This is a genomic window from Rhizobium aethiopicum (assembly GCF_900094625.1).
Classification (GTDB): Bacteria; Pseudomonadota; Alphaproteobacteria; order Rhizobiales; family Rhizobiaceae; genus Rhizobium; species Rhizobium aethiopicum.
The window spans coordinates 383,779-395,713 of sequence record NZ_FMAJ01000005.1; the positions used below are offsets into that span (position 1 = coordinate 383,779).

General features: G+C 62.0%; 14 protein-coding genes. 3 read left to right on the forward strand and 11 right to left on the reverse strand.

The window, feature by feature from the left end:
• Position 1 precedes the first annotated feature (1 nt).
• Entirely contained in the window at positions 2 to 532 is a 531-nt protein-coding gene (locus tag GA0061105_RS13955) for a TadE/TadG family type IV pilus assembly protein (RefSeq protein WP_064696868.1), read from the reverse strand.
• Entirely contained in the window at positions 529 to 1,860 is a 1,332-nt protein-coding gene (locus GA0061105_RS13960; RefSeq protein WP_092750779.1) for a TadE/TadG family type IV pilus assembly protein, read from the reverse strand. Before GA0061105_RS13960 ends, GA0061105_RS13955 begins: the two co-directional genes overlap by 4 nt.
• A 350-nt stretch (positions 1,861 to 2,210) precedes the next feature.
• Between GA0061105_RS13960 and GA0061105_RS32835 the strand changes: the two genes are divergently transcribed.
• Positions 2,211 to 2,351 (forward strand): hypothetical protein, encoded by a 141-nt coding sequence (locus GA0061105_RS32835; protein WP_156668651.1) that lies wholly within the window; start codon positions 2,211 to 2,213, stop codon positions 2,349 to 2,351.
• 39 nt (positions 2,352 to 2,390) lie between these two features.
• On the opposite strand, the gene GA0061105_RS13970 is transcribed toward GA0061105_RS32835, so the two are convergent.
• From GA0061105_RS13970 to GA0061105_RS13980, 3 genes are read right to left on the reverse strand one after another with little or no spacing between them, the layout of a single operon-like run.
• Positions 2,391 to 3,209, reverse strand: a complete 819-nt coding sequence (locus tag GA0061105_RS13970) for an ABC transporter ATP-binding protein (protein WP_092750780.1) — start codon at positions 3,207 to 3,209, stop codon at positions 2,391 to 2,393.
• Complete coding sequence (locus tag GA0061105_RS13975) at positions 3,202 to 4,233, reverse strand: FecCD family ABC transporter permease (RefSeq protein WP_092750782.1); 1,032 nt, start codon at positions 4,231 to 4,233, stop codon at positions 3,202 to 3,204. The genes GA0061105_RS13970 and GA0061105_RS13975 overlap by 8 nt, the downstream gene beginning before the upstream one ends.
• Positions 4,230 to 5,237 carry a FecCD family ABC transporter permease gene (locus tag GA0061105_RS13980; RefSeq protein ID WP_245304325.1) on the reverse strand — a complete coding sequence of 336 codons (1,008 nt, stop codon included), beginning with the start codon at positions 5,235 to 5,237 and terminating at the stop codon, positions 4,230 to 4,232. Before GA0061105_RS13980 ends, GA0061105_RS13975 begins: the two co-directional genes overlap by 4 nt.
• 93 nt (positions 5,238 to 5,330) lie before the next feature.
• Between GA0061105_RS13980 and GA0061105_RS13985 the strand changes: the two genes are divergently transcribed.
• A complete protein-coding gene (locus tag GA0061105_RS13985) occupies positions 5,331 to 6,251 on the forward strand; it encodes an ABC transporter substrate-binding protein (RefSeq protein ID WP_245304327.1) in 921 nt (306 codons plus the stop codon).
• 27 nt (positions 6,252 to 6,278) lie between these two features.
• On the opposite strand, the gene GA0061105_RS13990 is transcribed toward GA0061105_RS13985, so the two are convergent.
• The 4 genes from GA0061105_RS13990 to GA0061105_RS14005 form a co-directional block, all read right to left on the reverse strand.
• A complete protein-coding gene (locus tag GA0061105_RS13990) occupies positions 6,279 to 6,989 on the reverse strand; it encodes an RNA polymerase sigma factor (RefSeq protein WP_092750784.1) in 711 nt (236 codons plus the stop codon).
• Positions 6,990 to 7,023: 34 nt separating this feature from the next.
• Complete coding sequence (locus tag GA0061105_RS13995) at positions 7,024 to 7,344, reverse strand: cupredoxin domain-containing protein (RefSeq protein WP_064696862.1); 321 nt, start codon at positions 7,342 to 7,344, stop codon at positions 7,024 to 7,026.
• A 7-nt stretch (positions 7,345 to 7,351) separates the two neighbouring features.
• A complete protein-coding gene (locus tag GA0061105_RS14000; RefSeq protein WP_092750786.1) occupies positions 7,352 to 7,873 on the reverse strand; it encodes a DUF4142 domain-containing protein in 522 nt (173 codons plus the stop codon).
• A 97-nt stretch (positions 7,874 to 7,970) separates the two neighbouring features.
• The gene (locus tag GA0061105_RS14005; protein WP_092750788.1) at positions 7,971 to 8,318 is read right to left on the reverse strand and encodes a DUF488 domain-containing protein; all 348 of its coding nucleotides are present in this window, start codon (positions 8,316 to 8,318) and stop codon (positions 7,971 to 7,973) included.
• 197 nt (positions 8,319 to 8,515) lie between these two features.
• Between GA0061105_RS14005 and GA0061105_RS14010 the strand changes: the two genes are divergently transcribed.
• Complete coding sequence (locus tag GA0061105_RS14010; RefSeq protein ID WP_092750790.1) at positions 8,516 to 9,652, forward strand: polysaccharide biosynthesis/export family protein; 1,137 nt, start codon at positions 8,516 to 8,518, stop codon at positions 9,650 to 9,652.
• On the opposite strand, the gene GA0061105_RS14015 is transcribed toward GA0061105_RS14010, so the two are convergent.
• Both GA0061105_RS14015 and tagF read right to left on the reverse strand, forming a co-directional pair.
• Positions 9,649 to 10,569 (reverse strand): serine/threonine-protein kinase, encoded by a 921-nt coding sequence (locus GA0061105_RS14015; protein WP_092750792.1) that lies wholly within the window; start codon positions 10,567 to 10,569, stop codon positions 9,649 to 9,651. The genes GA0061105_RS14010 and GA0061105_RS14015 overlap by 4 nt on opposite strands.
• Positions 10,559 to 11,935 carry a type VI secretion system-associated protein TagF gene (tagF, locus tag GA0061105_RS14020; protein WP_092750794.1) on the reverse strand — a complete coding sequence of 459 codons (1,377 nt, stop codon included), beginning with the start codon at positions 11,933 to 11,935 and terminating at the stop codon, positions 10,559 to 10,561. Before tagF ends, GA0061105_RS14015 begins: the two co-directional genes overlap by 11 nt.

Genomic DNA, 11,935 nt, shown 5'->3' on the forward strand with positions numbered 1-11,935 from the left:
GTCAGAAGGGCTCATTGCGGAACAGAGCGGAGGATCCGAGGAGATAGCGTCCGTCCGAAAGCTTGGCGCCCGACAGGCTGAAGAAATTGACGGTCGCTGCCCAGGGTAGGAATGCCTGCACCAGAATGTAGTCGCTGCCCTTGCCAATATCATAGGTCTCGGTGACGGCCAGATTGCCGCTATTGTCGATAGGATCCGTGGCGGTGGCGGACGACAAGTCGGAAAGCACGCTCACCTTGACGACGAGACCGTCGGAGCAGCTGAAGGACAGAAGCATGTCGTCGCAAATCTTGGTCTTGAACCCGGCCAGGGTGATCTTCGTGGACGCGACCTCGCCGGTGCGGATCATTCGGGAGATCTTGTGAACCGAAGCGTCCAGCGCGGAGTTGACGAAGAACATCAGCGACACTTCGATAATGCCGAAGATCATGATGAAGAGCGGCAGGGCCAGGATCGCAAATTCGATCGCGGCCACCCCCTTGCGATCGCCGAGCAGGCGGCGAAGCGATGCAAAGCGTTTTCTTGCGGTCATTGAGTCAGCCGGACGGAAGAGAGATATTGGGTGAAGAGCGTCGACAGGCCTGCCGTGATCTCCGTCGATGACGATGCCGATATGAACAGGCTCTTCGACGACGCGCAGTCGCCAAGCGCGTAGGGGATATAATCCCGTCTGGTAATGCTGGTCGACACGCCGCTGTTCATGGTGCCGCCCCAGGTGCTCTTCCAGTTGGCGCTTGCCATGGTCGAGCCGACGGTTGCGTTATAGCCCCAGTCCGTGGTGATCGGCAGATATTCGGTGTAGAGAACGGCCATCGTATTGGATTGATTTTTCAGGTAGTCGCACCAAGCGGGGTTGAGGGGCGCCACTTTAGGCCAGTATTTTGAGCCATTCGTCACCCATTCGCGCTGCGACTGGACGCCGTCCGTCAGCAGGAGAACCAGCTTGAGCGGCGAGCCCGAGGAGGTTCCGTCCCCTCCGGCGCCGACTTTCTGCTTGAGCGTCGCAAGTGAGACGTCGAAATAGGTGGCGGCCTTCGAGGTTGCGCTGGTAAGGCCGTAGCTGCTGTCCGCGAGGCGGGTGCGAGCCGTATCCGTGCTCAGCGTCGGCGCCAGAACCTCCGAAAGCGTATCCCCCAGGCTGTAAAGCCCCACCTTGATGCGTTCATGATTCTCGTCGGATTCGTCGATCATGTCGAGCACTTCGCGCACGGCGTCACCAGCGACGTCGGCGCGCAGCTTTATCTTCTTTTCCTTGCTGTAGTCGTAATTGGTGGCATATGTCGTCTTGCCGATGGTGTGTGAATCGCCAGTATGGCAGGCGAATTGGCATTTGATGCCGGCATACATGGCCGACTGACCTGACGTCGTTGCCGCCAGCAGCATCGATGGCGATGTGTCGATGACGATATAGACATTGAGATAGGACGTGGCCGGCCCCTTGACGGCGCTCGCCACGCTGACGGGAACGGTCTCGATGTTGGCGATCTTCATGAACGTCGTCGGAACGGTGCCGTTGGCCGTCGCCGTGATGTTGTGGTTCATGGTATCGATGTCGATATCACCAAGCGTGTAGCTGTTGTCCACCTGCGCATGGAACCAGTCGGCAACCTTCTCCTTGAGAGCGTCGGTGTCCTCGGTGTTGTTGATCTGCTTGACCGCGGCGATCAGGGCGGCGTCGAGGTCGCTCTGCATCCGCTGCCGGACATTGTAGCTGCGAATATAGTCGAAGCTCGCGCCGACGGCGACGAGCATCGGCAGGAGGCTGAGGGCGACGACGATCGCGACGTTGCCGCCCCTGTCCCTTCCGAGACTGCGAAGGGCGCGAATAATTCGATCACGTAATGAAAGGGCCGACTTCAAAAAACACCGTGACGCAAGAAAAAATAGCAAAGGCAAGATGTATCGAGAAGACTTGAGGGTTTGTTAATTTCTCGGTTCCCGGTAGAAGATGCGCTGCCGACGCGGCGTTTGCTGCGCTTATCGGACATGTTTGCGAATAGTGGATATTCGCTGCACTGTCGCATGTGTGGAGTGGGCCGCTCTCAGCGCTGCATCAGCAGGTCATGCAAGCGTCTTTGAACCTCTTGCGAGGACGTGTTCCTGTTGTTGAAAAAAGTCTCCCACGACGGCAATCCAGCCTTCCGACATCTGGGTCGGCATGGCCGGGGACTGGGCGCTGACTTCACCACTCTTGGCGTTGATCATCTCCAATGCGAGCTGCCGCAATTGTCGAGCCCGGATGGATCGAGGCCGGCGAGTGCATCCTGAGCGAGGAGGAACGGGTCGTTAAGGTGTTGGACGAACTCGATAGATCGAACGGCGAGCTAAGCCAGCTGATCGTCGAGGGTTGATAGCGGGCAGCGGGATTTCACTGGTTCCGCCGCTTTGTCTCACGCGAGCGATTTTTCGGCAAGGCGAAGCGGAATGCAAAGCGGCCGGCCATGGACCGGATCGGTAATGATCCTCGCCTGCACGCCGAAGACCTCGGCCACCCTCTCCTCGGTGACGAGGTCGGCCGGCGCACCGGTGGCGACGATCTTGCCACCTTTGAGGAAGACCAGCCAATCCCCGAAGCGCGCTGCGAGATTGAGGTCGTGCAGGACGAGCACCACGGTTCTGCCGAACCGTTCCTTGAGACGATGGACCAGCTCCAGGCATTCGAGCTGGTGGGCGAGGTCGAGATGGTTGACCGGCTCGTCCAGGCAGATGATGTCGGTCTCCTGCGCCAGTACCATCGCAATCCACGCGCGCTGCAATTGCCCTCCCGAGAGGGAGCCGAGCCGGCGATCACGCAGATGCCCGACGCCGGTGCCGGCCATCGCCTGCTCGATCGCCTCTCCATCGCCGGCGCTCCAGGGCTGCAGCAGCGTCTGGTGCGGGTAACGGCCGAGGCGCACGAGCTCCTGCACCGTCATGTCTTCGGGCGCCGAAGGGCTCTGGGTCAGCAGTCCGATTTTCCGGGCAAGCGCCTTTTCGCCGAGGCTGTGAAGGTTCAACTCTTCGAGGAGGATATGGCCTTTGCTCGGCTTGTGCAGCCTGCGGATTGCCCGGAGCAGTGTGGACTTGCCGCAGCCGTTTGCGCCGGCGAGCACCGTGATCTTGCCTCTGGGGATGGCGAGCGACAGGGAATGGAGGACGTTGAGCTTGCCGTAATCGAGGCTGAGCTCTTCGATCGATATCACGTTGTCGATGGCGACGGCGTCAGTCATGGCGCTGGTTTCTCATCAGGAGATAGAGGAAGTAGGGAGCGCCGATGACGGCGGGAACAGTTCCGGCGGGCACTTCGGTCGGCGAAAACAGCAGCCGGACGAGGAGATCCGCGCCGACCAGCATCGAGGCGCCGATAAAGAAGCTGCCGAGGAGGCCGAAGTGGACGGTCCGCCCCATCAGCCGGCGCGCGAGGTGCGGCGCCATCAGGCCGATGAAGCCGACGCCGCCGACGAAGGCGGCCGAGAGCGCGGTAATGGCCGCGGCAAGGACGAAAATATGGATGCGGAAGCTCGGCAGGTTGAGGCCGACGCTCCTTGCCGATATCTCGTCGAGATCGGCCGGCGGCAGCCTGCGCGCCACGATCAGTACGATGAACACGAGCGGAAGCATGCCGATCGCGGTGATGCGGATTTCATTCCAGTTGATCTCATTGACCGCGCCGGCGATCCAGCGCGCCGCCTGTCCGGCCTGGTAGACAGGCCCGACCAGCATGGCGATAACGGTCAACGATTTCAAAACCGCGGCGACGGCGGTGCCGAAGAGCAGCAGGCGGATCGCCGACGCCGCCTGCCTGCCGGCGAATGCGAAGACGACCGAGATCGCGAGGATCGATCCGGTGACGGCGGCGACCGGCTGATAGGCGACCGAGGTGACCAGCGCGTTGGATTCGTTGGAGAGCGCGGCGAGGAAGCAGACGACTGCAAGCGCTGCGCCATCGACGACGCCGAGTATGCCGGGCGAGGCGAGTTCATTGCGGGTGACGCGCTGCAGCAGATATCCGGCGACCGCAAAGCCGCCGCCCGCCAGAGCGGCGATCACCACGCGGGGCAGGCGGAACTGCAGGATGATCACTGTCTTGCCGCGGATGTTCGCGCCGAGAAGCACCTCCCACACCTGGGCAAACGGGATCCAGGTCGACCCGAACGCGATCCCCGTCAAAGCGAGGGTCACGAACAGAAGGATGATTGCCGCCAGCGTCAGCGGCGCTCTGGAGACGGCGAGCGAATCGGCGGGAGGCATCATGCGGCCCTCCGCTTGAGGAGGACCAGCAGAACCACGCCGCCGACGGTCGAGGTGATTGCGCCGACGGGCGCTTCGGCCGGATAGATGATGAACCGCGCGAGAACATCGGCCGCCGTCGCGTAGATCGCGCCGATCAGCGCCGAGGTGACGATGAGTCTGCGATGACTGAGGCCGACGAAGCGTCTGGCCACATGCGGCACGACGAAACCGACGAAGCCGACCGGGCCTGCCATGCAGACGCCGGCGCCGGTCAGCAGCGAGATGGTGAGGAAGCCGGTCCAGCGCACTACAACGAGCGGCACACCGAGATTTGCTGCCGTCGTATCGTCGGCCTGCAGCGCATCGAGCGGCTGCGCGAGCATCCATGCGACCGCTAAGCCTGCCAAAACCACGGGCGCGCCGCCGAGGGCAAAGGCGATCGGGCGATCGGCGAACGAGCCCGTCAGCCAGAAGAGCAGCTCCTTGAGCTGGGCTTCGTTGGTGGTCAGGATGATCTGGACGATCGAATAGCCGAGGCCGCCGACGGTGACGCCGACCAGAACGATGCGGATCGGCGAAAACCCGCCGGAGCTGGCGGCGACGCCGAAGACGAGCAGGCTGGTGGCGAACGCGCCGGAGATGGCAGCGGCCGACATCCCGGGGACCGAACCGACCCCGAACCAGACGCTCGAAGCGACCACTGCGAGCGCGGCACCACCATTGATGCCGAGCGTATCCGGCGAAGCGATGCGGTTGCGCGCCAGCGTCTGGGTCAAGACGCCTGCGACCCCGAGAGCAGCGCCCACAAGCGGTGCGAGAAGGGCGCGGGGGATGCGCAGCGTGGTTATAACGACAGCGCTTTCCGAGCCGTCGAAGGCAAAGATCGCGCTCCAGATCGCGGCCGGCGAATATTGCCGGTATCCAAGCGCCACGCTTGCGACGACGGCAGCCGTCAGGGCGGCCCACAACGCGATGGTCAGCGATATCACGGGACGGGAAGAAGTGGAGACGGCTATCGGGCGCACGGTTTCAGCTTGACTTTAAGTGGATAATACATCTCATCTTATGGCCCGACCGATTGGTCGGAAAATCATTCGATTGTCAAGTTCGAGGCGTCTGTGCGTACGAAATCCATCCTGCTCGCGGTGTTCGCAGCCTTCCTGTCCCTCATCGCCGTTAGTGCGGCAAGTGCGCGCGAAGTCACCCATGCCATGGGCATGACCGAAGTGCCGGATGCGCCGCAGAGGATCGTCGTTCTGACCAATGAGGGGACGGAAGCGCTGCTTGCGATCGGCATCACACCGGTCGGGGCCGTGCGCTCCTGGCTGGGCAAACCGTGGTACGACCATATCGCCAAGCAGATGGACGGCGTGACAGTCGTCGGCGATGAGTCGGCCGTCAATCTCGAACTGATCGCCTCGCTGGAGCCTGATCTGATCCTCGGCACCAAGTTCCGCCAGGAGAAGATCTATTCTCAGCTGTCGGCGATTGCGCCGACGGTCCTTTCCGAGCGGATCAGGAGCGATTGGAAGGGCAACATGAAGCTTTACGCTACGGCCGTCGGCAAGCTGCCGGAGGCGGATGCGGCCTTCAAGGCCTATGACGATCGCGTCGCGGCGATCAGCAAGGCGCTGGGGGACAAGAAGGCGGAAAAGATTTCGCTGGTGCGCTTCATGCCCGGACGAACCCGGATTTTGCTGAAGGATACGTTCGCCGGCAACATATTGAGTCAGGTCGGATTTGGCAGACCGGCAAACCAGGACCGGATGGAATTCGCCGACGAGGTGACGAAGGAGCGCACGCCTGAGTTCGAAGGCGACCGGCTGTTCTACCTCGTCTACGACACCGGCGACGGCAAGACGGCGGCCGCCGCCGCAGACTGGACCTCCGATCCGCTCTGGAAGAACCTCGCCGTCGTCAAGGCGGGCAAGGTCGACGCTGTCAGCGACGCCATCTGGAATACGGCCGGCGGCATTATCGCGGCAAACCTGATGCTTGACGATCTTGAGAAGAAATACGGCCTGCCCGCCTCGCGTTGAGGCATCGAGGCCGGACGGTGCTGGATATCACGATGTCTGGCGAAGGGCCGCAGTGACGCGGTCGGCCATGAAAGCGCAGCGGGCGCCGTCGAAGGGGAAGAGGGCCGAGAAGGCGCCGGTGAGCTGTTTTTCGATTGACTGGCGCATCATCTTCCGTGCCCGGTGCAGCCGTGTCTTCGCCGTTTCGGGTTTGATGCCGAGATAGGATGCGGCCTCCTCCGTGCTCATGCCCTCGACCTCGCGCAGCACGAAGATGGCGCGAAATTCGTCCGGAAGGTCATCGACTGCCTGTTCGAGAAGATGCCGCGCCTGGCTCCGCGACAGCTCGATTTCCGGATCGGTTGCAGAGAGTGAGGAGGGAAACGGAAGGATTTCGCCGCCCCGCAATGTCGTCTGCATGTCGATTTCCTCAAGCCCGGTGGTGTTCTTTCGTGCGCGCACGCGGCCCAGCGCCTCATTGAGCGTTATCCGGGTCAACCATGTCGAAAGCTCGGCCTCGCCGCGGAATGTCGCGAGATTGGTGAAGGCCTTGACATAGGCGGCCTGCACGACGTCTTCGGCTTCCCAATCGCTGCGGATGACGGCGCGCGCCGTGCGGAACAGGCGCTGATTGTGACGCTGGACGATGGCACGGATGGCGGGCTCGTCACCCTGTCTTGCAAGGGGTACGAGCTCGGCATCGGGGAGTGTCGATATGTGCTGCCGGTGTGGCGCGACCGGAACCGGAATGGCTGCCATGGAAAATCTCCACCTTGCTTGATCGGAGCCCGGCCTACGGCCGGACCTTCAGTTTTCCCGTCATGGCGGGATGAAAGCGGCAATAGAAATCGACCGCTCCCGCCCGGCCGACCGTCATCCGCGCCTGCGATTTCGGCGGCAGGTCGACATCGAAGCTTTTGTTACGAGCCGTCGCCGTATGCCGGAATATATCATCGTTGCGCCAGATGATCACATCGCCGACATGCAGCTCGGCAGGCGCTGGGCCGAACTTCATGCCGGTGATGGTAAGCTGATATTCCGCTGCTAAGGTCACTCCGCTGCTTGCCCAGAGCAGCGTCAACAACAGCGGCAACAATTTTGTCAGCGACCCCATCGCAAGCCTACTTGATCATCAAAGCGAGATGCTCGGCATGCGTCTGGTGTTGCTTGAACAAAGTCAGGCCTGTTTCCAGCAGCGATTTCAGCTCTTCATTCTGCGCCGAAGGGATCAGCACCTTGGTAAGGGCATCGTTGACCGACTTGTGATAGACGACTTCGTTTTCGACATAGGCCTTGTCGAAGGCCGCGCCGTCGAGGCCGTCAAGCGTCTTCAGTTCCTTGCTCGCCTGGGTCGAGAGTGACTGGCTGATCGCATTGTCCTCAGGCGTCACCTTCAGCTTCTTGACGAGGGCGAGCGCCTCGTCGTTAACGGCCTTGTGGTCTCGCTCCATGGTCTTGGCGAATTCGAGGACCTCGGCGTTTTTGCTCTTCTTCAACGCCTGCTCCGCAGCGGTGACATCGATCTGCCCCGCCGTGTAGGCGATGTGGGCGATCTGAGGGTCGGTCGGCTTGGCATCGGCGGCGATCGCGGCGGTGCCGAGTGATGCCGCGATGAAGGTTGCGCCGAGAATTCGTTTGAACATGATCTGTCTCCTTATGTCGGATGGAAGCGAGCATTGGATGCAGATCGATCGAAAAGGTTCCCGGAATTTTCAAAGCGGGAAATGGTTGCCGGCCGTTTCAGTCTTCGGCGATTAAATGCTGAAGCACGATCGCATGATTGTGGGCCTGGTCTTTCGCGCCATAAAGAAGCGTGGCGTCCGACCGCCCGATCCAGCGTTCGAGTTCCTCGACAACGGATGAATTCTCCTTGAGTTCTTCGCGGTACCGGCGCTGGAATTCGCTCCATTTGGCGGGGTCGTGGCCGAACCATCGGCGCAGCGCCGGACTCGGCGCGATTTCCTTCAGCCAGACATCGACTGCCGCCTCCTGCTTCTTCAAGGCGCGCGGCCATAGCCTGTCGACCAGAATGCGCGTGCCGTCCCTGTCTTCTTTCGGCTCGTAGATTCGTTTGATGTGCAGGGCCATTGCTCATCCGCTATGAAGGTAGTTCTGAACGAATACGCAGATGCAGGACTTGGTTCCACCCACAGCTATGGTTGCTAAATAGTCACACTGGACTGCCTCTGAGCTGTCACAATTGATTTTTCGCGTGCAACTGGTATTGCTCGGTCATCTCTCGCTGATATTTTCCGATTCTCTCAACATTGCCAAAAGGATACCTGATGCGAAAGCTGGCGCCGTTGGTCCTTGTCGCAGTTCTTAGCGCATGCGCTCGGCCATCCGATGGGCCAACTGCCGGTGGTTTTTACAATGCCACTTCGCCGAATGGTAACGAACGAATCCCTGTCGTCAGGCTCTCGGAAGCGCCGATTGGTCCGGTAACGTCAGCCCCGCTTGCCTATGCCGCCACCGATACCGGCCTCAGCACCATGCGCTCGAGCGGATTCGCCGATACGAGGCTGAGGCGCGGCGACGTCATCGAGGTGACAATTCTCGATCCAGGGGAGGATGGATTGTTCTCCTCGACCCAGAGCAAGACCCTCGATCTCGGCCGGTTCACGGTGGATTCGACGGGCAATGTGACGCTTCCCTTCATCGGCAAGCAGCGGGTGGTGGATTCCTCCCCCGAGGCGCTGCAGACGCGCATCGTCACCGGGTTGAAGGGTTCGGCCGTCAATCCGCAGGCTGTCGTCACCGTGGTCGACCGGCCCTCCAGCGGTTTCACCGTCAATGGCGACGTGCGCGCCGCCGGGCGTTTCCCGCTGACCGCCCGCAAGGAGCGCGTGCTCGATGCGGTCGCACTTGCCGGCGGCGCATCTTCCGATCCGGGCTCGGCGACCGTCACGCTGATGCGCGGCAGGCAGCGCGCCACCGTGCCGCTTCAGCGTGTCATCGACGACAACAAGCAGAACGTCTATCTGCTGCCCGACGACCAGATCTATGTCGACAAGGACGCGCCGACCTTCACCGCGTTCGGCGCCTTCAAGAGTGTGGGCGAATTCGAATTTCAGCCGGGCAAGCTGACGCTCGTCCAGGCACTCGGCCGCGCCGGCGGCCTGCTCGACGACCGCGCCGATGCGAGCAATTTCTATGTGCTGCGCAATCAGCCGGTCTATACGCAGGTCGCGGCGAACGGCAAGACCGCAGCGCCGGTTGTGCTGAGCAGCAAGCCGGTGATCTACCGCGTCAACATGAAGGACGTGTCCAATCTCGCGCTGATGCAGCGCTTCCAGATGATGGACGGCGATATCATCTACGCCAGCAATGCGGGCCTGGTGGACTTTGCGAAGTTCTTCAACGTCTACCAGAAGAGCGTGCCGACGGCCGCAGCGCCGATCCCCGGTTCGAGCGGCAATTAAGCGTCTGCCGTATGTTCTGGGGGGCCGCCGAGCAGATGCAAGGCGGCCTTCGCATTTTCGGGCCTGTCTTCGGCATTGCGCTGCGACAGGCGTCTTGCCAAAGCCGGAAGCTCTTCGCCTTCCCCGTCGCAATGGCGCAGGAGCAGGGACAGCAGAAGCCCCGCGGCATACAAATCGGATCGTCTGTCGAGCGGCTCGCCGGCCATCTGCTCCGGTGATACGAAATCCGGCTGGCCGGCGAAGGCGAGGTCGAGTTGGCCATGCCGGCAGCCTGTCTCGATCGCGATGCCGAAATCGGCAATCTTCAAGCTGGAGAGATCGCCGTCGGCAAAGAGAAGATTGAGCGGCGACAAGTCGCAATGCACGAAACCGGCGGAGTGGACGGCCACCAGGCCGGACAGCACCGAAGTCATGATCGAGATGACTTCATCCGGAGATAAGGGTTTTTCCTGCAAGCGATCCGCAAGCCGGTTCCGGAGCCATTCCATGACCAGGGCAGGACGTCCGTCGGCAAGGCGCAGTACGGTCTGCATTCCCACAATATGAGGATGGCGGAGCTTCATCCCGACTTCTGCCTCGCGCAGCATGAGTTTCCTCAACACGGGGTCATCGGCGTGGTCGGGCCGCGGCACTTTGATCGCGTGAAGCGTTCCGAGATCGCGATGGCGGGCGCGATAGACCTGGGTGGCTGCGCCATCATGAACCAGCGCTTCGAGCACGAAGCTGTTGGCGACGATCTCGGAACCGGTATCGCTCAGGCGGGCCTCGCCACGATCGAGCGCGTCCCTGACCCGGTCTATCAGGATCTGCCGGGTCTCGGGCGAATGGGGACGATCCGCACCGTGGTTCAATGCCTGCCAGAGGTGTGAAAAGCGACGCGCGATCTCCTCGAAATCCACGAAATGATCATGCGTCATCGGTGGTCACGTCGATCACGATGGCGCTCAGGTTTTCCCGGCAATTGGCGATCAGCCCTTCCTGCACGAGAATGTCGGCCGCCGTTTCGATTTTTGCCGAAAGGAGAATTTCGGCGATGCTGCGCTCGGGAACGGCGTTCGGAAGGGCCGCGCTACAGAGCAGGAGCCGGTCGCCGGCCTGCAACCCGCCGAAGCGGGTTTCGGGAACGAGATGCCCGCGCATGCCGATGGCGCGCGAGAGCGTGCGCCGAAGGCCGACGTCCACATGGTCACGGGTCAGGCAGCGCATCATGCCGTCGCGCAGGAGATAGCAGCGGGCATCGCCGACCCAGAGCAGCGCGCAACTTTCCGGAAGGGCTGCGAATACCACGATGCTGGCGGCTGATGGTTCGCGCCCCTCGGAAAGATGGGCCGACTGAAGCAGGCCGTGGGCGCGCCCGAGCTTGCCTTTGATTTCCTGCATCAGAGCTTCGATCGTCTCGTGCGGGGCGGTTTCAGCCAGCACATGGACGGCGAGCTTGCCGGTTTCGGTAGCGGCATTGCCGTCGCCGACGCCATCGGCGACGGCAAAGAGCGAGGGCGTCTGAGAAATGAGCAGCGCGTCGGCATTGACGTTGAGCCGTGTGCCGGGATGTGTGGCGTGGCTGTGCCGGAGAACCAGGGAATGATGATGCGGTTCGACAATCACAGGGCGCGGTGACGCGGGCGTTTCGGGTTGCGGCGGCGGTGAGACCATGCCGGAACTCTCGCGCAGCAGCTTGGCGAAATGTGCAGGTTCCGGCGCGCCGCTGACGCCGAAACCCTTGGCCCGTCGTTCCTCCGGATCGATGTGCCACCAGATCGTGCCTCGGCTGGAGGCTCTGTCCTGCATTGTCTCGTTTTCCGCAAGATCGGCCGGCCGCAAGCTCCGCAGCCGCTTCAGGCTTGCGGTGAATTGGTTGATGTCGAAATCGCGTTTGGCCGAGCTTTCGGCGATCGCCTCAACTGCCGTAAACCATGCGTCGTCGAGGTAGAGCTGGCGCGGGTGCTCGGCGAAGCCGTGAAGCTGGGCGGCGATGATGAGGGGGAAACTGCGGCCGACGCGGTCGAGGCTGGGCAGCAGGACGCCGGCAACGGTCGCCGATCCCCAGAGACCGCGTTCGACGATGAAACGCCATGCCGGCATCGTGCGGAAACGGCGTTCCCAATCCTCGCCGAGCTCCTGATGCGCCGCCTGCAGCCCGGCCTGCAGCCAGGCATCGAGCGCGGATTGCAGGCTGCGGCCGAGCCCCATCGAAACGAAATCGCCATGGCTCGGCAACTTGCCGTAGAAGCCGATCCTGTCGGCTTCGGCGGCATTTCGCTCGAGGGTGGCGCGCTCGTTCAT

Excerpts from the sequence above, each read along its gene's own strand:
- GA0061105_RS13955 (WP_064696868.1), bottom strand. The coding sequence starts at position 532 with ATGACCGCAAGAAAACGCTTTGCATCGCTTCGCCGCCTGCTCGGCGAT.
- GA0061105_RS32835 (WP_156668651.1), top strand. The coding sequence starts at position 2,211 with ATGCGAGCTGCCGCAATTGTCGAGCCCGGATGGATCGAGGCCGGCGAG.
- GA0061105_RS13970 (WP_092750780.1), bottom strand. The coding sequence starts at position 3,209 with ATGACTGACGCCGTCGCCATCGACAACGTGATATCGATCGAAGAGCTC.
- GA0061105_RS13975 (WP_092750782.1), bottom strand. The coding sequence starts at position 4,233 with ATGATGCCTCCCGCCGATTCGCTCGCCGTCTCCAGAGCGCCGCTGACG.
- GA0061105_RS13990 (WP_092750784.1), bottom strand. The coding sequence starts at position 6,989 with ATGGCAGCCATTCCGGTTCCGGTCGCGCCACACCGGCAGCACATATCG.
- GA0061105_RS13995 (WP_064696862.1), bottom strand. The coding sequence starts at position 7,344 with ATGGGGTCGCTGACAAAATTGTTGCCGCTGTTGTTGACGCTGCTCTGG.
- GA0061105_RS14000 (WP_092750786.1), bottom strand. The coding sequence starts at position 7,873 with ATGTTCAAACGAATTCTCGGCGCAACCTTCATCGCGGCATCACTCGGC.
- GA0061105_RS14005 (WP_092750788.1), bottom strand. The coding sequence starts at position 8,318 with ATGGCCCTGCACATCAAACGAATCTACGAGCCGAAAGAAGACAGGGAC.
- GA0061105_RS14010 (WP_092750790.1), top strand. The coding sequence starts at position 8,516 with ATGCGAAAGCTGGCGCCGTTGGTCCTTGTCGCAGTTCTTAGCGCATGC.
- GA0061105_RS14015 (WP_092750792.1), bottom strand. The coding sequence starts at position 10,569 with ATGACGCATGATCATTTCGTGGATTTCGAGGAGATCGCGCGTCGCTTT.
- tagF (WP_092750794.1), bottom strand. The coding sequence starts at position 11,935 with ATGAACGAGCGCGCCACCCTCGAGCGAAATGCCGCCGAAGCCGACAGG.